This is a genomic window from Mycobacterium sp. 134 (assembly GCF_048282715.1).
GTDB lineage: Bacteria > Actinomycetota > Actinomycetes > Mycobacteriales > Mycobacteriaceae > Mycobacterium > Mycobacterium septicum.
The window spans coordinates 6,073,076-6,094,636 of the sequence record NZ_JBLVUN010000008.1 but is presented as its reverse complement, the minus strand read 5'-3'; the positions used below and the strand labels follow the sequence as shown (position 1 = coordinate 6,094,636).

The 21,561-nt window shown below is 65.4% G+C and carries 12 protein-coding genes and 1 tRNA gene; 5 read left to right on the top strand and 8 right to left on the bottom strand.

Annotated elements, in window-relative coordinates; all coding sequences use genetic code 11:
* Positions 1 to 20 precede the first annotated feature (20 nt).
* The gene (locus tag ACNQVK_RS34020) at positions 21 to 1,835 is read left to right on the top strand and encodes an ABC transporter ATP-binding protein (RefSeq protein ID WP_418033181.1); all 1,815 of its coding nucleotides are present in this window, start codon (positions 21 to 23) and stop codon (positions 1,833 to 1,835) included.
* 12 nt (positions 1,836 to 1,847) lie between these two features.
* On the opposite strand, the gene ACNQVK_RS34015 is transcribed toward ACNQVK_RS34020, so the two are convergent.
* The 5 genes from ACNQVK_RS34015 to ACNQVK_RS33995 all read right to left on the bottom strand — a co-directional run bounded on the left by ACNQVK_RS34015 (position 1,848) and on the right by ACNQVK_RS33995 (position 14,946).
* Positions 1,848 to 6,359, bottom strand: coding sequence for a hypothetical protein (locus ACNQVK_RS34015; RefSeq protein ID WP_418033179.1), 4,512 nt, complete (start codon positions 6,357 to 6,359; stop codon positions 1,848 to 1,850).
* A 3-nt stretch (positions 6,360 to 6,362) separates the two neighbouring features.
* Positions 6,363 to 10,976, bottom strand: a complete 4,614-nt coding sequence (locus ACNQVK_RS34010; protein WP_418033177.1) for a LysM peptidoglycan-binding domain-containing protein — start codon at positions 10,974 to 10,976, stop codon at positions 6,363 to 6,365.
* Positions 10,977 to 11,040: 64 nt separating this feature from the next.
* The gene (locus ACNQVK_RS34005; RefSeq protein ID WP_418033175.1) at positions 11,041 to 11,664 is read right to left on the bottom strand and encodes a maleylpyruvate isomerase family mycothiol-dependent enzyme; all 624 of its coding nucleotides are present in this window, start codon (positions 11,662 to 11,664) and stop codon (positions 11,041 to 11,043) included.
* A 114-nt stretch (positions 11,665 to 11,778) separates the two neighbouring features.
* Positions 11,779 to 14,298: an arylsulfatase gene (locus ACNQVK_RS34000; protein WP_418033173.1), complete on the bottom strand. Its 2,520-nt coding sequence runs from the start codon at positions 14,296 to 14,298 to the stop codon at positions 11,779 to 11,781.
* A gap of 162 nt (positions 14,299 to 14,460) precedes the next feature.
* Complete coding sequence (locus tag ACNQVK_RS33995; protein WP_276125966.1) at positions 14,461 to 14,946, bottom strand: MarR family winged helix-turn-helix transcriptional regulator; 486 nt, start codon at positions 14,944 to 14,946, stop codon at positions 14,461 to 14,463.
* Positions 14,947 to 15,159: 213 nt separating this feature from the next.
* Between ACNQVK_RS33995 and ACNQVK_RS33990 the strand changes: the two genes are divergently transcribed.
* Positions 15,160 to 15,837 carry a rhomboid-like protein gene (locus ACNQVK_RS33990; protein ID WP_418033171.1) on the top strand — a complete coding sequence of 226 codons (678 nt, stop codon included), beginning with the start codon at positions 15,160 to 15,162 and terminating at the stop codon, positions 15,835 to 15,837.
* Here ACNQVK_RS33990 and ACNQVK_RS33985 read toward each other — a convergent pair.
* From ACNQVK_RS33985 to ACNQVK_RS33975, 3 genes are all read right to left on the bottom strand, one after another.
* Complete coding sequence (locus tag ACNQVK_RS33985; RefSeq protein ID WP_418033169.1) at positions 15,761 to 16,399, bottom strand: TetR/AcrR family transcriptional regulator; 639 nt, start codon at positions 16,397 to 16,399, stop codon at positions 15,761 to 15,763. The genes ACNQVK_RS33990 and ACNQVK_RS33985 overlap by 77 nt on opposite strands.
* Before the next feature lie 53 nt (positions 16,400 to 16,452).
* Entirely contained in the window at positions 16,453 to 17,553 is a 1,101-nt protein-coding gene (locus tag ACNQVK_RS33980) for a TIGR03857 family LLM class F420-dependent oxidoreductase (protein ID WP_418033168.1), read from the bottom strand.
* A 373-nt stretch (positions 17,554 to 17,926) separates the two neighbouring features.
* Positions 17,927 to 18,000, bottom strand: a tRNA-Gly gene (locus ACNQVK_RS33975).
* Between the two features lie 361 nt (positions 18,001 to 18,361).
* Here ACNQVK_RS33975 and ACNQVK_RS33970 point away from each other — a divergent pair.
* The 3 genes from ACNQVK_RS33970 to ACNQVK_RS33960 all read left to right on the top strand — a co-directional run bounded on the left by ACNQVK_RS33970 (position 18,362) and on the right by ACNQVK_RS33960 (position 21,465).
* Positions 18,362 to 19,351: a hypothetical protein gene (locus tag ACNQVK_RS33970; protein WP_418033166.1), complete on the top strand. Its 990-nt coding sequence runs from the start codon at positions 18,362 to 18,364 to the stop codon at positions 19,349 to 19,351.
* Positions 19,352 to 19,367: 16 nt separating this feature from the next.
* Positions 19,368 to 19,937, top strand: coding sequence for a dCTP deaminase (gene dcd, locus ACNQVK_RS33965; RefSeq protein WP_039313451.1), 570 nt, complete (start codon positions 19,368 to 19,370; stop codon positions 19,935 to 19,937).
* 184 nt (positions 19,938 to 20,121) lie between these two features.
* Positions 20,122 to 21,465, top strand: a complete 1,344-nt coding sequence (locus ACNQVK_RS33960) for an ammonium transporter (RefSeq protein ID WP_418033164.1) — start codon at positions 20,122 to 20,124, stop codon at positions 21,463 to 21,465.
* Positions 21,466 to 21,561 lie beyond the last annotated feature (96 nt).

The window sequence follows — 21,561 nt, the reverse complement described above, 5'->3', positions numbered from 1 at the left end:
TCGCGGAAAAGGGGGTGCGCGTGGCGTCGTCGCTGCATCTGGTGTGGCGCAGTGTGCGCATGCTGCGCGCGGTCCGGGGTGTGCTGGCCCTGCTGGTGGTGATCGGGGTGATCGCCTCCGCGCTGCCTTACGTCACGGTGGCCGCCTTCGGGCCGATGGTGCAGGTCATCGCCGATGCCGGGAACAACGGAAACCTCAGCGGCGTATGGGATCTGAGTGGCCCACTGGTGGCCCGCGAGGACGGGCTGCTGAAATCGCTCGCCGGGCCGGTGCCGTTCGTGGTGCTGCTGGTGGTCTGGGCGGGCTCGCTGATCCTGACCCAGCTCATGTACTTCGTCAACGCCGGGATCGGTGCACGGGTCGAGCGGATCCTGTTGGTCGACATCCGGCAGCGCGTCCACGACCACCTGCAGTCGCTGTCCCTGGACTTCTTCCTCACCTCGCGCAGCGGCGAGTTGATGCACCGCGTGACGACGGAATCCGCTGGAGTACAACGACTTCTCACCGACTGTCTGCTGCCTCCGCTGATCGATGTGGTGGTGTTGGTAGTGGTGATCAGCTACCTGCTGGCCATCTCGTGGCAGATGACGGTGGCCGCGCTGGTGCTCACACCGCTGGCGCTGATCACCCTCAGGTTCGTCGGCCGCCACGTCCAGGCGGTGATGAGGCGCGTGATGAATGCCGAGCGGGCGATGGCCGCCGAGGTTGAGCAGACGATCAGCGGGATCGCCGAGATTCAGATGTTCAACGCACAACCGGTCCGCAGCAAGCGATTTCATGCGGTGTCCGAGGAAGCCGCGAAGGGGTCGGCGGCCTCGGTGGTCTGGATGCAGGCCACCGTCAACGGATCGCAGATCTTCGTGGCACTCAGTACGGTCATCGTGTTGTTGGTCGGTGTGGGACTCAGTACCCACTTCGGACTCACGTTCGCGGGTCTCTTGGTCTTCGCGGGTGTGGTTCCGGTGATGTTCAGCGCCGCCCAACGGGTTCTGGGGGCGTACACCACATACCAGTCCTTGGCGCCGAATGTGACGTCCACTTACGAACTACTGGACACGGAGCCTTCGGTACGCGAAGCCGAGGACGCCGTAGCGCTGGGCGAGGTGCACGGCAACCTGGTTTTCGAGGACGTGACGTTCGGCTACACGCCCGGCCGGAACATCGTCGAAGGGCTGTCGTTCTCGATCGCCGAGGGCGAGACAGTAGGGCTGGTCGGTGGTATCGGATCGGGCAAGTCGACGGTGTTCAACCTGATGCTGCGGTTCCGGGATCCTCAACATGGTCGGATCCTGTTGGACGGCAATGATATTTCGACCGTCACCATCGAGTCGCTGCGCGAGCAGGTGTCCAAACTCGCTCAGTTCCCGTTCTTCACCAAGGACACCATCCGGGAGAACATCCGGTTGGCTCGGCCGGAGGCCACCGACGCGGACATCGAAGACGCCTGCACCCAGGCCCACATCCACTCGGTCATCACCACCAGGATGCAGGACGGCTACGACACGGTGGTGGACGTCCAGATCCCCTCCGGCGGGCAGAAGCGCCTGATCGCGCTCGCGCGTTGCCTGTTGCGCCGGCCCGAGGTGCTGCTGCTCGACGAGCCGACCGAGAACCTCGACGCCGACGAGCGGGCCAGGATGATCGGGGTGATCCGCGGCTACGCCAAGGACCGCACCTGCGTGGTTGTCAGCCATGATCTGGATTTCATCGCCGCGGTGGCCGACCGGATCCTGGTCCTCGAAGACGGACGCATTTCACAGAGCGGCGATCATCAGACCCTGATGGGCCAGGATGGCCTGTACAAACGGCTGCACGAGGTGCAGAACGGGGGCTGACGGGCGACCCGGCTACAGGTAGAAGTGGTCGGCGTAGACCAACCGTTCGACGGGGGTGAGGCCCGCTGTTCCGGGTGTCTCATCGGCAGAAAGGATTTCGTACTCCTCGATCTGCACCCGCAGGTCGTCGGCGCTGCCCGGGGTCAGCAGTTGTTCCGGTGGCTCCAACGCCAGCTCGGCCGTCCAGGTCGCCTTGAAGGTCTTCGCGTCGACGCCGCCCAGCTCGCATGGCACCTCGGCTCCGCTCTTCCACTCCAGGTCCGAGCCCGACGTCTTGCCGCGAGTCTGCAGCGTCGCCACCACGCGGTGCGACGCGGTCAGCAGCGGTGCGAGTTGCTCGGGCTTGTCAGGGCGGGTCGCGGGCAGCGCGAGTCCGGGTGCGTTGGTCACCGAGCTGACGCCGGTGATGCTGATCCGGACGTGATCTTTGTCCGGTCGGCTCAGCGTGCCGATCCGCTCGGGCGGCAGCTGGACGAAGTCGGTCGCCACCACCTGGGAGAACTCCATCCCGGGAATCGAATTCGGTTGATAGCGGGCGACGGCCAGCCGCAGGAAGGGCCAGTTGGCCCCGGCCGACTCGAACACGGCGTCGACGTACCAGCGCTTGCGGTCAGTATCGAAATCCGGTGTATAGGCGTAGGCGTTGATCACCTTGTCACCTGCGGTCGGACTGCCGGGCTTCACCACATGTAGTTCGGGCCGACCCGGAAGGCTCTCGGGCTCAAGGTTCAACTGAACCGCCCGCTGCTGCCAGGCCGTGAGCACCGGCACCTCATAAGAATTGGTGATCTTGGAGCTGACCAGGATCGGGTCGCGGGCCCACAGGCTGACACTGTCGGTCTTGTCTTTGGCCAGTTCCGGATCTCCGGTTGCGATGATCGCCAGCATCTCGCCATCGCCACTGGAAAACCACGGCCGATCCAGCCAGATCCGGACCCCGCTGCGACGGCTGCGCCGAATCGCGAACGGGTGCTCGGGTTCAGTTGACTGCTCCCACAGGAACATCGGAATCACGTCATGGACCACCGGTGGCGCCGGGATCGCCGAACTCGGGATGTTGACCTCGACCGGGTTGCCCAGCGACCCAGGGTCGTCAACCTCCGGTAGCTCGTCCGGAACGAAGAATTCCCGATACCGCGACGATCCATGTAACTGGTAGGTCACCTTGCGCGCCTTGGTATCCGGCAGGGTGTGGACGGCGCGCCTGACCGGTACCTCGGCGTCACGGGTTCCGACGTGTTTGGCGGCGTTGGGGTCGAACGTGAGCAACGAGAAGCGTTCGTTTTCCTTGATGCCGTGCTTGACGACCACTTCCCGTGTGGTCCGGGAGACCGGCTCCGGTGCGTTCGGATCGTCTACCGGTTCGGTCCACTCCGCCCGTAACTCGACCTTGTCGGTGCTGGCCCCGTGTACGTCGAGCACACCGTCCAGATTGGCGGCGACGACGTTGACCGACCGGGGTTCGGCGATTAGCCGGGAGATCTTGGGGGCCACGGCAGGCCGGGCTGTGGCGTGCACCAGGCGTAGGTCCTCATCCGGGGTGAGCCACCACAGCCAACCGTCGCGGGCTGCGTTCGCCAGCACCTCGCGGTCGGCTTCGGGCACATTGGGATCATTGATGGGGCTGGTGATCCACAGCCCCATCTTCTTCAGGTGGGCGTCGTCGAGTGTGGAGGACACCTTGACCGCGACCTGCTCACCGGGCGGCAGGCCGACGTGGATGACGTTGCCGTCCTGCTCGGCGTCCAGTCGGGGTGCGCTGTGCAGCACGAGGCGCAGCGGCTGCAGCAGCGGCCAGTCGCCCGCGTACTTGAGCGTGACCGACTGCAGTACCCGAGGATTGGTGAACTTGTGATCGGCGCCGGCCTCGTAGAAGACCAGTGACACACCGTCGGTCATCGGATCGGGAAGGTACGGCACCAGCAGGTTGTCGACGTCGTGCACGATGTACTGGCCGGCGGCGGGCTGCACCTCAGGATCCTGGATCTGCTCCAGTGTCTTGCCGTCGGTGACGTTGGGCATCGATAGCAGCTTGATGCCGGGCTGGATGATCTTGCCCTTCGGATTGTGGATGTCCTGGACTTCCTTGTAGAACAAACTGCCGCGTTCCTTGAGGGCGATCGCGTAGGCCTGCGCCACCTTGCCGTCGCGCATCAGCTGGTCCAGGCGTCCGTCCTGCTCGGCTTCGAGCTCGCTGCCCTTCGGCGGAACGATGTGGCGCTCGGTCACACCGGGCGTTCCCGTCAATCCCGTACGGATCACCATGCGCTGCAGGGACTCACCGGTCACGTAGGCCACGCGAGGTACGAAGGTGGGCGCGGTGATCGGATCCCAGCGCAGGAACGGTTTGGGCACCGTGATGGTCGCGGCGTCGGCATCGGCGATCAGTAGAGCCAGATCCTCCGGTGAGGTGTCCAACTCCGGGCGGGTGCGTATCGATGTTGCGCTCTCGAGCACCGACGCCATCGCACGTTCGGTGTCGGCGCGCACCCCGCTGCCGGTTCCCAGAGTCGGGGCCCGCAGTTTGCCCTGGGTCCGCAGGTCGGCGGTCACGCTCGCGTTGTCCCGGGCTGTGGTCTTCGTGCGGACACCGTCGAGATGTGCCTGCGCGGCCTGGATCTGACCCTGCGACACTGCAGGAGGCAGGTCCTTGTTCATCGGCACGCTGTTACCGGCGAGGTCCACTCCCGCGATGCGGAACGAGTACCTGGAGCCGTACCGCAATGCCGGTAGCGACCCGTGCTTGGCGTTCGACCGCACCCCGAGCCCCGGTTTCGCTGTCGATTCCGGCTGGTCGGTGATTCGCTCCTTGCCCGGCTCCGGATGATCGGAAGGGTTGTGAATTACCAGCTTTCCCGGACGTGGCGCCGACAAACTCCAACCGTCCCAACCGGCCAGCACCTCGTGAACGTAGTAGGGATTGTTGGCCCGATCGCCTGGCACCTGGCTCAACGGCGGGTTCTGCAGGTGCCCGATGTCGTCGTCGGAGCTGAAGAACACCTTGTCGCCGAACGATGCCGCGACCGACCGCTCATGCAGACTGTGCCAGCTCTTCGTCAGGTCGTCCCACACCTCGAGCCGGGTACCGCGCAGCAGATGCTCGAACTTGAGCTCCGGTCCCGGTTGCGCCCCGTTCTGATCGACCGCGGGCTCACCTTTGGGGCTGTCGTCCAGTTGGTCCTTGAGCCGGTCTGGTCGACCGATCTCGGCGACCGCGAACCCCGTGGCTCGCACACTCGGCGGCGAGAAAGAGCCACCGTCGCCGTTGACTTCGATCGCCAGCGCCCGCAGCACGCTGCGCAACATCTGCTCCACGGACATGCCGCCTGCGTCGGGGTCCAGATCCACTACCCGGTACCGGTCCTCGTCGCCCAAGCGCAGCCTGCCGACTTTCCAGCGGTCCGGTTCCCTGGGCTGCGCCAGGAAGTGCATACCCGATGTCGTGCACAACGTGACGGGGGAGACGTACTTCTCGGTCTGCGCTACTTTGACGTCGCACCAGATCCTGTTCGCTGCAGCCAGTTTCGCCAGATCATCCTTGTGGACCTTCAGGTCGACCACCAGGCCGAGTGCTCGCGCCAGGGTCTTGACGCTGCACGCCGCCGCAGCCCGCTCATGGAAATCGGGATCAGGATGGGGAGTGCGGGGCGGTGCGGTCGCGGCCTCCAGGTTGTCGGAATCGTGCGGCTGCTCTTCGGGCCGGTCGTAGTATCCGACGGCGGCGTGCACGTCGCGCAGCATCTTCTTGATCGGAGTGTTGGCGGTGCTGTCATCAAGCTGTGCAACGAAATTGGTGATGTGGTTGTCGATATTCTCGGTCGAGAACAGAAGGTCGATCGGCGACCTTAGCGGGGTAACCGACGCCTCCGCCTCCTGGATGCCGAGATGTGGCCCGCCACCTCCGCCACCCCCGCCGCCGGCGGGTGGGCCCGCATCGGGTGCCGGCTTGATCGGCGACAGCGCTCCCTGCGCCGTGCGGGTCCGCGCGTCCTCCAGGTTCTGGATGTCCACGTCGCGCTGAGCCCGGTAGCCCAGCAAATCGCCGATCAAACCGCGCAGCTCGGGGATGTCCCGGAACGTGGTCAGCAACTCCGCGGCCAGCGGGGCAGTGGTAACCGCCGGACGGCTGACCGGGGAGGCACAAGCCGAGGCGTTGTGGGCGTCGAAGGCGTGATCGGGGGTGCGGTGGGCCGGGTAGCTCTTCCAAGTGTTCTGTGTCACGCTGGGATTCGGAAAATCGGCCACGGTGGTGGTGTCAGCCGGAAATGCCTTCTCCCAGAAACTTTGCTTCGCCACATCGAGCAGCGCTGTGCACCGAACCGTCTCGCCGTTGTTGATGTGCAAGGTGAACGTGGTCGTCGTCGCCTTGAGTGATGTGACCCAATTGGCGGCAGCCGGATAGTCGGACAGCTTGGCGCTTCCGGCGAGCCGGTGCGAGAACAACACTGACACATGGAATGTGCCGTTCGGGTCGATTGAGTACGGGAGCACCGTGGTCATCACGCGGGTGGTGGTGGTCGCCATGGTCTAGGCTCCGATCGCGAACGAGGTGTAGTAGTTCTTCCACATGTCCTGCCCGCCCTCGTCGGGCGGCATGATGTCGATCAGCGCGGGATCACCGTCGCGAGTGGCGATTGTGCGTTCACAGGTGATCTCGACCGACGCGGAGAAGAACGCGACCTCGATCTCCACCACGAGGCTGGCCCGCCCGGTCAGCTTGCCGGTCTTGGTGTTGTAGGTCATCGACAGTTCGAGCGTGATGGATGCCGAGGCGATGCCGAGCACCTCCACCTCGCCGCGAATCCGAAAATACGCGGTCAGCTTGCCCTCGTCGTCTTCCAGACGCAGGTAGACGCCGATCATCACCGACACCGAGCCCGAGGCGACGCCCAGGTCGACACTCAGCGAGGCGCCGGCCTCTAGACCCATCTCAAGCAGCACGAGGCCCTTTGGAGCCAACCGTATTCCGACCCAGCCGCCACCGCCGATCGCCAGTACGGTGAGCCGGAACGGCGCCTCCTTGGTGCAGAAGAAGAAGCCGACGGTGACGGCCTCGCCGAGGAACGGCACTCGGCAGTCGGCGCCCAGTCGGATGTTCTCCAAGCTGAACACCCCGATCGCCAGGCTGGGCAGTGCCAGGTCGAACCCGGCCCGGGCGGCTTCGGGGGTGACATCCACGTAGGGCGGGTCGGCGAACCCGTCGAACGGAATGACCTGGCGCAGCTTCTCGATGAAGGACAGCACGCCGCCGAACGTCATGTTGGTGAACAGGACATCGACCTCCGGCTTGCCACCGGTAGCCACTCGGAATCCCAGCCGGCCGAACCTCATCGTGATCAGGGGATCGTCGGAAGGCAGCAGTCTCAGTTCGAAGTCGCGGAGCTGTGCGCTGATATCCGATTGCGGTTTGCCGTCTTTGGGTGTGCGTACCTCGACCGAGATCGCCAGGCCGTTCACGTCGTTGGGGTGGAAGATGTGTTCGCCGTCGTTTTGGCCCGGCCAGCCCTTGATCTGCGGGAACCAGTCGTAGCGGACCACGCCGCCCTCGCTGGCCGTCTTCAGGGCCTTGCGGAGGTTGTCGGCGGACTGGGCGATTTTCAGAACCGATTCCAGTGACTGCAGGGACCGTTGGACCATCGAGCGCAGGAAGGCCGCGAGATCCGGGCTGCCTGCCAGGTCTCTGGCCTTGGTGAGCGTGCCGAGGATCGCGTTGGCCTCCGTGACGGCCGTGCCCATGTCCGCCTGGGCCAGAGCCGTCACCAGTTGGTCCGGCGTGTGTCCGTTCAGCGCCTGCAGGGCGTTGTTGGCCTGAGCGAGAAGTGCCTGGGATCGTTGCTTGAGGGCATCCGGGGTGCCCGGGTTTCCGACGTCTGACTGGAGAATGTTGACGGATTTCTGCAGGGCGCCTTGCAGGTTGGCGTACTCAGCGGGCACAGAGGCGGCGAAGCCGAGCTGGTTGGCGATGAGCTTGGGCGCCTCCTCCAGCGGTCGGCCGGTCTGCAGGATGTCCACCAGACTGAGCAGACCGAACAGTTTCGGCCCCGCATTGCCGATGAACTTCGCCGGATCGAACGTTCCCTGGTCGATCCCGGGGCCCACGGTGTTGGTGCCGTTGTCCCCGACCGCTCCGTGTTTGCGTGACAGCGCCGTGATCGCGGTGCTGGGTTCGATGAACCCGCCACCCTTGTCACTGCCGCCGGAGAAGTCGAGTTTGGTCGTGTCGGCCGGATCCAGATTCAGGAAGATCTCTGACTTGTTGGCCGGGAAGCCGTTGTCGACATACTCTTTGCGATACGTCACGCCGATCGGCTTGCTCCCGCCGTTGAGGGTCGTGAGCGATGGAATCGCGATGTGGGCCTTGAGCATTGACGGCGTGCTGGTGTCATCGGTGGCGGTACCGGAGAACTCGATGTACTGCACCCGCGACGTGGTATCGCCGCGGTTGGTCTCCGGCGCAAAGGCCACTTCCGCGCCACCCACGTCGATCGGGTGGACCAGCTCTGGAAATTGCGTTTCCTTGACGACCTTGTTCTGCCAGGTCTCGAGTGCCTGTCCGAACGCCGTGCCGTTACGGGGCACAGCGACCAACGCCGTCGTCATCGTGACCTGGCGGCCGGCGTGGTCGACGCCGGTGATCTTCCACCCGAACGACTTCCCGCCGACTGCCGGGACGAAGGGTAGGGCGGGTGCGCTGATCTCGTCGAGGTCAGGTGACACCACGGGGTCGATCGATACCGACACGAACGGCAGATTGGTCGGGGGCTTGACTGTGCCGTTGGCGTCGTCGTAGCGGCGCGTGCGTTCACGCAGCACGATGTACGTGCGTTGGTACAAATAGGCCGCCGGGTCCGCGGTTTTCAGTTTGATCTTGCGTTCGGTGATGGTGATCATCGTGGCGCGATGCCCGAACGGGAAGAGATAGATAGGCCTCTCGACGCGCACATACTGATCGCGGCCCTGTGTGGCCAGATGCCGGTACGCGCTGAGCTTGGGCCTGTTGGGATAGAGCGTCTCGTCCCACGTAACCCGCCAATCCAACCAGGCGCCAAGCGAACTCAGATACAGCCGGGTGACTGCGAAGGGCTCGGGCTCGACCTCCTGTGCGTCGGCGCTCTGGGCCACGATGAGGCCGCGGTCATCCGGTGTCAGCGACCCGTTGAAGCCGGTGGCAGGCGGCGCCGGGTTCGTGTCCCGGTCGCGGGTCCAAATCGGTCGTACGGTCCGGTGTTCGGCGTCGTCCTCGTCGATACGAACGAAGGCATTGTCCTTCGTTGTCCGGACTCCGAGGCGGGTATGCCAGAGCTCAACTCGCGACACGTCGCCCTCGGCGGTGTGAGCCTCCGCTGAATGCGTGAACCCGCCGTACTTCTGGCTGGGCGACAGCACAAGTCGGTACGGCGCTTCGATCGCGGTCTGATCCGGTTTGGGTGCAGTCGGGATGCCGTTGGCACCCTTCGCGGAGTCGGGTCGTGGATCCGTAGCTGTGGCGCGCGGTAGCGCGAGCGGCGCCACCCGCAATCCAAAGGTGCTCAGGGCGGCCAGAACGCCCGAGGCGGTGTAGTCGATGCGGGTCTTCGGGGGCAGTTCGAACACCACCCGTGACGAGTTGGCGGCACGGGCCCGCGATACCGCAGACGGCTGTTGGTCATCGTTCGGGAACGAGGTCTTGAGGAACCATTCCTCGAAGATGTTCTGCGCCCCGAAGTGCACGATCATGTGTGCATCCGAATCAACCGCGACGATCTGAGAGCGAGGCGGTGGCGGTGGGGTCAGCCGGGGGATGGTCAGCCGCTGGTCGACGAAGATCAGGTTCGGGTTGACGAGGTGGTTGGCCTTGGCGATCAGGTGGTACTTGAACGGATCGTGATAGAACCGTTGGGCGATGTCCCACAGGGTATCTCCGGCTTTCACCACATAGGTGTCAGCCACCGGAGTTGGCGTCGGCACAATACTCGAGGCGGTGCTCAACCGGCAGCCGACGACGTCGATCTGCAGGTGCACCAGGTCGTCCGGGCGCAGGATGCGGAAGGAGAACGGGCCGCTGGTTTCGTCCCGGACCGCGAGTTGAACGGAGCCGTCGTCGGCGATCCACCACACCTCGGTGGTGGCTTCGGTTCGGGACATCGCGGCGAGGCCACTGGTTTTCGAGGCACTGTTCTTGGGGGACACCGGGTCGTCGTAGCGGCGCCAGCCCACACCCTCGTTCCAGGCTGCGCCCTGCACCGAGCCGTCCGGCCCGATCCACCACACCTCGATGCTGGATTCGGTACGGGACACGGCGGCGAGACCGCCGGTTGTCGAGGCGCTGTTCTTCTCGGCGATGGCATCGGGGTACGGCGCCCAGTCATCACCCTCATTCCAAAAGGCGCCCTCGACACCACCATCGGGGGTGATCCAGACGACGTCCATGCTCTTCGGTCGTCGCGATACCGCCGCGATGCTGTGCGTCTGCGAGGCACTGCCTTCCGGCGCGACGGTGTATGTCAGCCAGGGCTTGGTATCGGTGGCGTAGTAGTAGCCGCCTTCCACCGAGCCTTTCGGGCCCACCCACCAGATCTCCATCGCGGTGTCGATCCGAGAAACCGCCGCGATGCCGCTGGTCTTGGAGGCCTTGGCGGAAGGCGCAACCTGGTAGCGCTGCCACGCATCGTTGTGCTGGCCCTTGTACCAGAAGGCGCCCTGCACCGAACCGTCCTCGCCGACCCACCAGATCTCCATGCTGGTGTCGATGCGGGACAGGGCAGCCATGCCGCTGGTGGGCGCCGCCGCCGGTCTCGGGAACGAGATTGGGAGGGCCACCGGATCGTGGTATGCGCGCCAACCCTTGCCGTCGTCATACCAGAACGCGCCGCGGACCGAGGTATCCGAGCCGATCCACCACGCCTCCATGCTGGTGTTGATCCGCGATGCCGCCGCGAGTCCACCGGCAGGTGTCGAGCCGACCGGCCCGGGCAGGGCATACGGGCCCTTCCAGTCCTGGCCGTCGTCGTACCAGAAGCCGCCGTGCACAACGTTATCCGGCCCGGTCCACCAGACCTCCATGTTGTCGCGGAACCGGGATACTGCGGTGATATCGCTGTCCGGTGAGGCGGCGCCCGGCCCTGCCACCTGATCCCGATCCCAGCCGACTGATGACGCCATGCACAGAGCGTCACATCGCGGCGCTCGAATTACGTGAGTAGAGGACTACTCGATTCTTGTCCGGCTAGTCGTCCGCGGGCTCGTCGTCAGCCTCGGGTTCGGCATCGGGCACGTCGCGTCGTCGCGAGAACATCAGCACGAGGTCACGGATCGGCGCCTCCCGGCGCCCTCCCCACTCCGGGCCCACCGCGAAGTCAGTGTCGGTGGCCACGAACCGATAGCCCGGCAGATCGCGTTGCGGGGCGAACGGAAACTTCATGTGCCACAGCCTGTCCGCGACCGCAGCCGCGGCGTCGACGGGCATCGGCCGGTCGATCCCGAGCGGAATGCAGATGTCCTGGGTGTGGATCAGGATGTCCAACAGCGGGTCGACTTCCTTGGTCAGTGGCGGCCGCTTCCGCGACCCTGCCATAGCGCGGATCCGCGCTGTGATGGCGGCGGGTTCGGCGGGATCGTCCAGTGCCGCCCGGCGGACCAAGGCGTCGAACCGGAAGCCCGACTTGAACGCGGCCGGCAACATCTCGCCGATGCTCGCGTGGGCCTGCGTGATGTGGATCGCGACTTCGCGCACCGTCCAACCCGCGCACAGTGACGGCGTGGCCCACTGGTCGGGTTGGAGGGTGTCGAGGAGATCGGCGAGCTGTCCACGCTGTTCATCGACGTTGCGCCAGATCGTGTCGGAGTCCACGGCCGCTCCTATCGTCAGGGTTCCCTGATCAAGATAGTCGTGCTCGTGTCGTACGCCGTCCAGACAGCACTCTGGCCCAGCACTGGGTGCTGGGCCAGAGCGTCCGTCGGTGGCTCAGTCGGTCGCGAACGCCGCCTGCGCTTCCTTGTTGAGGTCGATGTACTTCTCCTCGCTCACGTCGACCGCGACACCCTTGATGGTGCCGCCGGTGAACCGTCCCGGATTTTGATAGAGGTCGGACACGTTGTCACCGCTGTCGAACCCGACGCACAGCCCGTCGCCGGCGAGCGTGAACTTGCCGGTCTGTGCCCGCATCGGCCCCTTCGCGGCCTCCTTGCCGTCTACGTAAAGGATTGCGGTTCCCAGGGATTCGCCGTGCTCGCCCTTCTTCTCCCAGATGAATTCCATGCCCAGCGCGTGCTTGCCCTCTGGCAGCGGACCGGAGACGAACACCTGCTCGGGTTTGATGCCAAGGAAGTTGTAGACGTAGTGCAGCTTGTTGTCCTTGATGAACAGCGAATGCCCACCGAAGCGGGAACCGTGGGCAAACAGCACGCCCTGGGCATCCTTGGTCATATCCACATCGGCGATGATCTTGTAGGACCGGCCGCGGATGTTGACCGCCACGCCCTCGGGCACCGGAGCGGTGTCCGGATAGTAGAGGTAGCGCTCGCGGGGCGGCTCGAACTGTGGCCGTTCGATGGTGATCAGCTCGACCGGGACGCGGTCGTCCAGCGGCAGGACGTAGTTGTTCTTGGCCTCCTCGTTCCAGGCGTCGATCAGCTCCTTGAGCTTCTCCGGATTCTTGTCGGCCACGTTCTTGGCCTCGGAGCGATCCTCGTCGACGTGGAAGAGCTCCCACTTGTCCTGATCGAAGTGGCCCTTTCCGCTGATCGGCGCGTGCAGTGCCGACGCCTTCCAGCCGTCCTGCCAGATACCGCGGGTGCCCAGCATCGCGTAGTACTGCCGCTTCTTGGTGGTGGCGGCTTCGGCGCCGTCGAAGCTGTACCGCATCGATACCCCGTTGACCGGGTATTGCTTGATGCCCCGATACTCCTCGGGCATCTTGATTCCCGCGACATCGAGAATCGTCGGGACCACGTCGGTGGCGTGATGGTACTGATGGCGCACTTCGCCCTTGGCCTTGATGCCCTTGGGCCAGTGGATCACCATCGGATCGCAGGTGCCGCCCGAGAACTGCGAGTACCGCTTGAACATCTGGAACGGTGTGGAGAACGCCACCGCCCAGCCCGTCGGATAGTGGTTGTAGGTATCGGGTGTGCCGAGCTTGTCGAGCATCTTCATGTTCTCGGCCAGGTCATCGGGGTAGCCGTTGAAGAACTTGTTCTCGTTGACCGAACCGTTCGGTGAGCCCTCACCGGACGCACCGTTGTCGGCGCAGTAGAAGATGACGGTGTTGTCCAGCTGCCCGGTCTGCTCCAGGTAGTCGACGACCCGCCCGACCTGGGCATCGGTGTACTCGGAGAAACCGGCGAACACCTCGGCCATCCGGGAGAACAACTTCTTCTCGTCCGGGTTCAGCGAATCCCACGGCCGGACGGCATCGGCATCCGAAGCCACGTCGGCCGGCAACGGGTTGATCGGCGTCAACTCCGTGCCCTTGGGCATGATGCCCTTGTCGATCATGCGGCCCAGCACCCACTCCCGGTAGGCCTCGTAGCCGTCGTCGAACTTGCCCTTGTATTTCGCCGAGTACTCCTCGGGGCTGTGGTGCGGGGCGTGGTTCGCGCCGGGACAGAACCACATGTACCAGGGCTTGGACGGATTGCTGGAGCGCTGGTCGCGCAGCATCCGGATTGCTTGGTCGGCAAGGTCTTTCGACAGGTGATACCCCTGTTCGGGAGGGTACGGCTGATCGATGAACCGGTTGTCCTCGGACAGGTCCGGATACCACTGGTTGGTTTCGCCGCCGAGGAAGCCGTAGAACCGGTCGAAGCCCTTCTGCAGCGGCCACTCCGATTTGCTGCCGCCGCTGGAGACATCCTCCTCCGGCACGTTGTGGTCCTTGCCCACCCAGAAGGTGCTGTAGCCGTTGTCCTGCAGCACCTGACCCACGGTCGCGCATTGCGCGGGCAGCCGAGCCGCAGCGCCCGGGAAACCGTCGGAACCCTCGGTGATACTCGCGAACCGGTTCACGTGGTGATTGCGGCCGGTCAGTAGGCAGGACCGGGTGGGCGAGCACAGCGCTGTGGTGTGCCACTGCGAATAGGTGAGCCCGTTGTCGGCCAGCTTTTGCAGCGTGGGCATGTTGATCCGGCCGCCGTAGGGTGACCACGAGGCCATGCCGGTGTCATCGAACAGCACCACCAGGACGTTGGGTGCGCCCTCGGGGGCGTGCTTGAGTTCGAAGGGCTTCCAGTCCGGCTTCGAATCCCGAACGTCCAGTTCGATCTTCCCGTTGAAGCCTTCGTTGATGCCGGTCCCATAGTCCGGCGGGCCGGCTTTTCCGCTGGCCCCCGGCTTTCCAGTGTTGTCTTCGCACCCGGAGACCAGGGCGCCGGCGGCGGCGACTCCGACTCCGGTAGCGGCGATGCCCCCCAGCATCGAACGTCTCGACAGTTTGCCGCGCTTGTTGCGATCGGTCTCGGTCATGTCATCGCTGTTCGATTCCATGTTGGCTCACACTATGCGCGATCGGGCCTGCTGTCTGGACAAATCACCGCACGACTTCATAACAGTCGACAAGCGTTGTGTGCCAAGCCATCTCAATCTGAGATTCCAGCGTCGAGGCCACGTCGAGGGCGGTTTGTCAATCGCCCGTATCGGGTGAGATTTCTACAGTGGGATCGGGCGGTTCAGGTCGTCGCCGTCGTCGTCGATGAGTAGCTCGTGGAAACTCCGCAAAGCCGACGCGCACGCCGCGCGCTCGGTCGGGTCGAGGCGGTCGAGCACTCGGCTCAGCTCGCGTCTGCGCCGGGTGGTGACCTGGCGGACCAGCTTGCGGCCGCGGTCGGTCAGCGCCAGTGTGACGACGCTGCGGTTCGACGGGTCGTCACCGCGAACCAGATGACCGGAGGCATCCAGCCGATCGGCCAGCCGGGTCACCGTCGAGCCGACCACCCCGAGCGCCTGGGCGCACTCGGTCGACGTCGACTTCCCGCGCTCCTGCAAAACCAGCAGCAGCCGGAACTGTGGGAGGGAGATCTCCAGTTGTTCCACGCTGCGCAGCGCCACGCCCACCAGATCTCGGGTTGCCGTTTCGAAGGCCGACAGTTCGTCGACAGGAGTTCGGGTCACCTCGTGCTGCGCCGCGCTGCCCATCCAGCGAGTATTCCACGCGGGGCGCTCTGGTGGTTGGGAGTCCTTTCCTTGGCATCGAATATCGGTGCCGCGTGCCGGTGCCCGTCCATTTTGGATGCATCTGTGAGCAAAAAGCCGGTATCTCAAGGTGATTCGCTACCGTGCCGACGCGCGCGGATTCCGGCCCGGCGCAATCTCGGCCACCGCCCAGCCGCCGCGCCCATACTGGGTACCGTGCGCCTGAAGTCATGGCCGGCGGCGGTGTGGCGATACGTTCGCAGCGCCCCACTGACCTATGCGTGGCTGGCGGCGTTGCTCGTCACCACGATCATCCAGCGTCAGACGTATGGGCGGCAGTTGCACGATCTGTTGATCGAGAGCTCGACGAACATCCACCACCTGGGGACCGACCCGCTCTACGTGCTGGTCACCAGCCTGTTCTGGATCGACGGCCGATACTGGACGCCATACCTCGTCCTGTTCAGTCTCATTCTGGCGCCCGCGGAACGTTGGCTCGGTCAAATTCGTTGGTTGGCAGTAGGTTTGATCGCCCATGTGCTGGCCACCTACATCAGCGAAGGCCTGCTGTATCTCGCGATCCACGATCATCTGGCCCCCGAACGGCTCGTCCACGTCCGCGATGTCGGGGTGAGCTACTTCCTCGTCGGGGTGGGCGGCGTGCTGGCTTATCGCATTGTGCGGCCCTGGCGGTGGGTGTACCTCGGTGCGGCGTTCATCTACTTCGGGGCCGCCCTGGTCAGCAATATCAACTTCACCGCGATCGGACACATGTCGGCGCTGCTGATCGGGCTGTGCTGTTATCCGCTCACGCGGCTCAGGGTCTCGGCTGGGACAGCAACGCCACCACCGCGTCGGTCAACGTGGCGCGGGCGATCTCGAGATCTGAGGTGAAGCCCACTTCGCGCTCGTTGCTCAGGCCTCGGATCGCGGCGGGAAGCAGGCATCGCACCCGGTGCAACTGGTCCGGATCGAGGCTGAGGCCGTCCATCAGATAGTCGAAGCCTTGAATCCAATCGAGTTCGCGCGCTGCGAAAGCCGCTGCCGTCTGCGGGTATTCGGAGCTGACATCGGATCGGCGCGGCGGCAGCGAGGTGCGCAATGCCGTCAGCGCCCGCCCCTCGGTGGTATCCAGGTAGGTCCAGACGGAGTCGATGGCTGAGGCCACCCGCTCCCGCAGTGTTCCGCTGCGAGACGGCAGTGCATCGGCATTGGATGCCCAACTGCGGGAATGGATCTCGGTGATCACCGCGACCCACAGGCCGTCCAGGTCGCCGAACTGGTGCTGCACGGTGCCCCAGGTGACGCCCGCATCTTTGGCGACGCGGTTTGCGGACACCGGTTCGCCACCGCTGTCGGCCAGACAGCGGATGGCGACGTCGAGCAGGCGCGCCCGGGTCTCGAGGCCGCGCTTGTTGAGCCGGGTGCCTGCGGCCGACTGGACCGCAGAGGGCACCGCGGCGCGCCATTGTTCTTGAGCGCGGGCGGCCTGCGGGGATTCGTTGGCGTTCAGGCAAACCTCCCGGGGTTCGCGGCGACCGCGCGCCGTAGCGTGGGCCGGTCAGCCCGGTAGGCCTGCACGACGGGTTCCAGCTCCTGCGGGCTCGCCCCGTGCATGATGACGGAGTGGGTGCCCAGGTCGTACTGCCGGGCAATGGTTTTCGCGCAGTCTATTGGCGATCCTTTGGCCACCGAGTCCAGCCATTCGGTGGGAATCATGTCGGCGATGCGCTCCAACGTCTCGACTGAGGCACTCGCGTCGATCGGCCCTGCCGTGGCCGCATCGGTGAACAGTTCGCTCTGCTTGATCCGCTCCCAAACCGCGGGATCCCAGCCATTGGCCGACACCAGGACGTCCGCGTACGCCTGCAGGTAGGTCGCCAGCCGCCCGACACCACGGCGCAACTGGTCCTCAGGCGACAACGCGTCGGGAACTGTCGCCAGGCACGCCCAGATGCGAACGCTGTCGGGATCCCGGCCGGCGCGTTCCGCACCCCGGCGCACTGCCGCGACCGACGACGTCGTCGCCTCGTCGGAGAAGAAAGTATGGAGCACAACGAAATCAGCGATCTCTCCGGCGAGTTCCATCGTCTTGGGGCCGACCGCGACCAAGCCGATGGGCGGTCCGTCGGGCAGGCCGCTGGCGTGGCGCAGGAACGGCCATTTCCCGGCCGGGCCGTCATGGTTGAGGATCATCTCTCCGGCCCAGAGCCGGCGCAGGACGCCGAAGAAGTCGCGCAGCCGGGCCTCTGTCACCACGGGTAGGCCGATCGCGTTCCAGTACGCACCCATTCCGCGACCGAACGCCATGGCGAAGCGGCCCTCGGTCAGGGCGTGCATCGTCGATCCGATCGTCGCGGTGACCGTGGGGTGCCGCGTGTGGTAGTTGGTCGACGGCGCGATACCCAGCGTGGTGCTGCAGCCCGCCACCGCGCCGGAGAGAACCGCCGGGTCCTTCACGGTGAAGCGTTCACCGATGTGGCAGGAGCCCAAGCCGAGCGCATCGGCCGTACGGGCCTCGGGCAGGACCACCCGGACGTCCGCGGGGTGCCGGGTCACGGCGTAGTAGCCGAGCTCGTTGAGCTGATCGGCGGGGTGATTCGTGCTCATGACGTGCCTTTCATTCCGTGGACGCCTAGCACTGTCATCCACGGCGTCGGCAATTGTCAACGAGGGTTCTCAATGAATGGGAGGAGGCACTGGACGACGGTCTGTAGCCGCGATGGCGCCGCCAAGCGGCCGGGCGTCAAGATTTTGGACGAGTTCGACCGCGACAAGTTGCGGGTTGTCGGCGTGCCCGCAGGAAATGGCATCGGAACCGATTGCGCGACAAGCTTTTGCACATGGATGTCTCGTGGTCGCTCGAATACCGGCACCGGATTCGACCGAGAGAACCGGCTCTTAGGCAAGCGCTGTTCGGGGATGTGATCGGGGTGAGGGCGCAGACGTGAGGTACTTGACTCAGTATTTGCGCTGGTCAATGTGGAGCCGATGACGGGAATCGAACCCGCGTATTCAGCTTGGGAAGCTGATGTTCTGCCATTGAACTACATCGGCATGGTGCTGACGAAGGATAGCAACTCGGCCGGGGTTGTGGGCAAGGCGGTGCGGGCATCGCCCCGGCGAGTCTAAGAAATTGACGCCACAGCAGCCGCGCACCGCAGACCGCCGGGCGGCGAAGGTGGCCGGCGCAGGTGGTCGGCGGTTGCCCAGTGCGGACTCGGCGGGCAAAACGCTGTGGCGAAACATTCGACCCCAGAACATGATTGCTTCTGACGTCCCATCCTGAGAGTCGCGTGAAACCTCCGCCCGGAAGTTCTCAGGTGCGCTCTCTACCGTCGGTACTCGTGCTCCATCCGGTGCTGAATGGAGCGAGCAGGCCCGCAGCCCGGGCCGAATCAATCAAGGGACTCAACGCATGGATGTTGTCATCGGTATTGCCATGACCTCGCGCGACGCCCGGCTTCTGCTGGTCGAGGGCACCCACGGCGGCGGCGCGGTGATCGACCACAAATCGCTCGACGCAGACGACCGTGCCGGAGTCGAGCACTCCGGCTTCCGCGAGCGCGTCGTCAACGCGGTGATCGACACCCGCGATGCCGCGCCGGCCAATGGGTACACCGTCGCCCGCGTCGCGCTGACCTGGACCGACGCGGTAGCCAGCGAGGCGAGGCTGGTCCTGGACGCCCTCGAGGAGCTGGGCATCACCAACGCCGCGCTGGTGTCCACCGCCGACGCGCTGGAAGCGACCGCCGATTACACCGTCCAGATAGCTGACTGCGACTCGATCGCGCTGTGCGTGGTCGAACCGGAAGAGACCATGTTGGCCGTGATCGGCGCCGAGGGCGAGGACGGCACACGTCGGTTGCGTAGCCGCCATCTCGACGGAACCGACGCGGCCACCGCAGTGCTGGCCTTGCGTGCCCTCTGCGACAGCTTCCCCGAACCGATCGCCGAGGTCGCCATCGCGGGATCGGCCCCAGGGGCGGAAAGCCTTGTCGAGGAGGTGAATTCGGTGATGGCGCGGCCGGTGGTGCTCGGCGATGACGCTGCCCTGGTGTTGGCGCGTGGCGCGCTGCTCGCCAGTACAGACGTTCGTGACGAGTCCGCGCCGGCCGTCAAGCCTGCCCCTCTGACGCACACCTTGGCGATGGTCGTGGCGACAGCGGTGCTGATCGTGGCGGGTTCGGTGTTCTTGGCAATGACCATGCGCGGGGGCACCGGCAACTCGCCGCCGCAGGCGTCGACCCCCGTTGAACATTCCGCGCCGGTCTCGCCGCCCGAGTCGCCTGTTCACACCGTCGTGCGCAAGGTGGTGCCGATGGCCGGGCGGGCGGCTGGGAGAACCTTGGCGGAGCCCTACGCCGACAGTTCCGCGCCGCCGTTGCCGCAGGTGGTCCGTCGCTAACCGATACGCTCGTCGGGTGCTGCTCTCCGATCGAGACATCCGGGCTGAGATCGCTGCGAAACGCCTGGCCATCGAGCCGTTCGACGATGCCCTGGTGCAGCCGTCGAGCGTCGACGTTCGCCTGGACACCCTGTTCCGGGTCTTCAACAACACCCGCTACACCCACATCGACCCCGCCAAACAGCAGGACGAGCTGACCAGCCTGGTCGAACCCGCCGAGGGTGAGCCGTTCGTGCTGCACCCGGGCGAGTTCGTGCTCGGCTCGACGCTCGAGGTGTGCACGCTGCCCGACGACCTGGCCGGGCGCCTCGAAGGCAAGTCATCCTTGGGCCGTCTCGGATTGTTGACGCACTCGACGGCGGGGTTCATCGACCCGGGCTTCTCCGGGCACATCACCCTGGAGCTCTCCAACGTCGCCAACCTGCCCATCACGTTGTGGCCGGGCATGAAGATCGGTCAGCTGTGCCTGCTGCGGCTGACCAGCCCGGCCGAGCACCCGTACGGCAGCGACAAGGTCGGCTCGAAGTACCAGGGCCAGCGCGGTCCGACACCATCGCGCTCGCATCTGAACTTCATCAAGTCGTAGGGCATGCGCCGCCCAGCGTGGGCCTTGTGTACGAGTTTCGGTCCTTCTATGTACACAGGGCCCACGTTCGGCGCGTAAGAGGCGCGTGAGCAGCGCGTGAGAAGTCGGAAACACGGCTGAAACACGCTCGCCGCTTGGCTGAAACGCGCGCCGGACATTCTCGTCGAGACCAAAGGAGCTCGACGTGCCCGAAATCGATCCGGCCGCGACAGCCTGGCTGCTCGCCAGTACCGCGCTGGTCCTGCTGATGACCCCCGGCCTCGCCATCTTCTACGGCGGTATGGTCCGCACCACCGGCGTGCTCAACATGATCATGATGAGCTTCATCTCGATTCCGCTGGTCACGGTGGCCTGGCTGCTGGTCGGCTACACCCTGGCGTTCTCGGATGATGCCGGCGGCGGTCTGATCGGCGGCCTGCAGCACTTCGGCATGCTCGGCATCACGCCCAGCACCGCCCATGGCGCGGTGCCCGAGCTGTTGTTCGCCACGTTCCAGCTGACGTTCGCGATCATCACTGCCGCCCTGGTCAGCGGGGCCATCGCGGACCGGGCGAAATTCGCCGCCTGGATGGTGTTCGTCCCGCTGTGGGCCGTCGCGGTGTACGCCGTCGTCGCGCATTGGGTCTGGGGTCCGGGCGGCTGGCTGGCCGGCCTCGGCGTGCTCGACTACGCGGGCGGCCTCGTCGTCGAGATCGTCTCCGGCTCCTCCGCCCTGGCGCTGGCCCTGGTGCTCGGCCCCCGCATCGGCTTCAAGCAGGACGCGATGCGCCCGCACAACCTGCCCTTCGTGCTGCTCGGCGTCGGCCTGCTGTGGTTCGGCTGGTTCGGCTTCAACGCGGGCTCGGCGCTCGCGGCCAACGGCACCGCGGCGGCGATCTTCCTAAACACCCTGGTCGCGGGCTGTCTCGGCATGCTGGGCTGGCTCACGGTCGAGCAGGTCCGTGACGGCAAGCCCACGACTTTCGGCGCCGCCTCGGGTGTGGTGGCCGGCCTGGTCGCGATCACCCCGTCGTGCGGCACCGTCAACACCCTCGGCGCGGTCGTGGTTGGCCTGGCCGCCGGTGTGGTGTGTTCCTTTGCGATCGGCCTGAAGTTCCGGTTCGGATATGACGACTCGCTCGATGTGGTCGGCGTGCACTTCGTCGGCGGCGTTGTCGGCGTGCTGCTGATCGGATTCCTGGCCACCGAGGTGATGACCGCGGGCCCGCAGGGCCTCTTCTATGGCGGTGGGCTGACCCAGCTCGGCAAGCAGCTGCTGGCCGCCGTCGTGGTGGCCGCCTACGCCTTCACGGTGTCCTACCTGTTGGCCAAGGCCATCGACCGGTTCATGGGATTCCGGCTCAGCCCCGAGGACGAGACGACCGGCGTCGACTTCACTCAGCACGCCGAGTCCGCCTACGCCGAAGGTGTGCACGGGCATCTGCCGCAGCGCCGACCCGGATTGTTCGGCGGCACGCTGGGGCAGTTGGGCCAGTTCGGAGACCGTGAACATCGCCCGGATCCGGCCGAGGAGGACAGCGCGGGATGAACCGGCCGGCGCCGTTTGTCGTAATGCCGAGTAGGGTCTAACTAACCGGCGCCGGCACGCACCATGCCGTCGCGGTCCGACCGGAATCTCAGCGCG

Bases quoted from the DNA above. Each gene is read 5' to 3' on its own strand.
- ACNQVK_RS34015 (WP_418033179.1), bottom strand. From the start codon at position 6,359: ATGGCGACCACCACCACCCGCGTGATGACCACGGTGCTCCCGTACTCA.
- ACNQVK_RS34010 (WP_418033177.1), bottom strand. From the start codon at position 10,976: ATGGCGTCATCAGTCGGCTGGGATCGGGATCAGGTGGCAGGGCCGGGC.
- ACNQVK_RS34000 (WP_418033173.1), bottom strand. From the start codon at position 14,298: ATGGAATCGAACAGCGATGACATGACCGAGACCGATCGCAACAAGCGC.
- ACNQVK_RS33995 (WP_276125966.1), bottom strand. From the start codon at position 14,946: ATGGGCAGCGCGGCGCAGCACGAGGTGACCCGAACTCCTGTCGACGAA.
- ACNQVK_RS33980 (WP_418033168.1), bottom strand. From the start codon at position 17,553: ATGAGCACGAATCACCCCGCCGATCAGCTCAACGAGCTCGGCTACTAC.
- ACNQVK_RS33970 (WP_418033166.1), top strand. From the start codon at position 18,362: ATGGATGTTGTCATCGGTATTGCCATGACCTCGCGCGACGCCCGGCTT.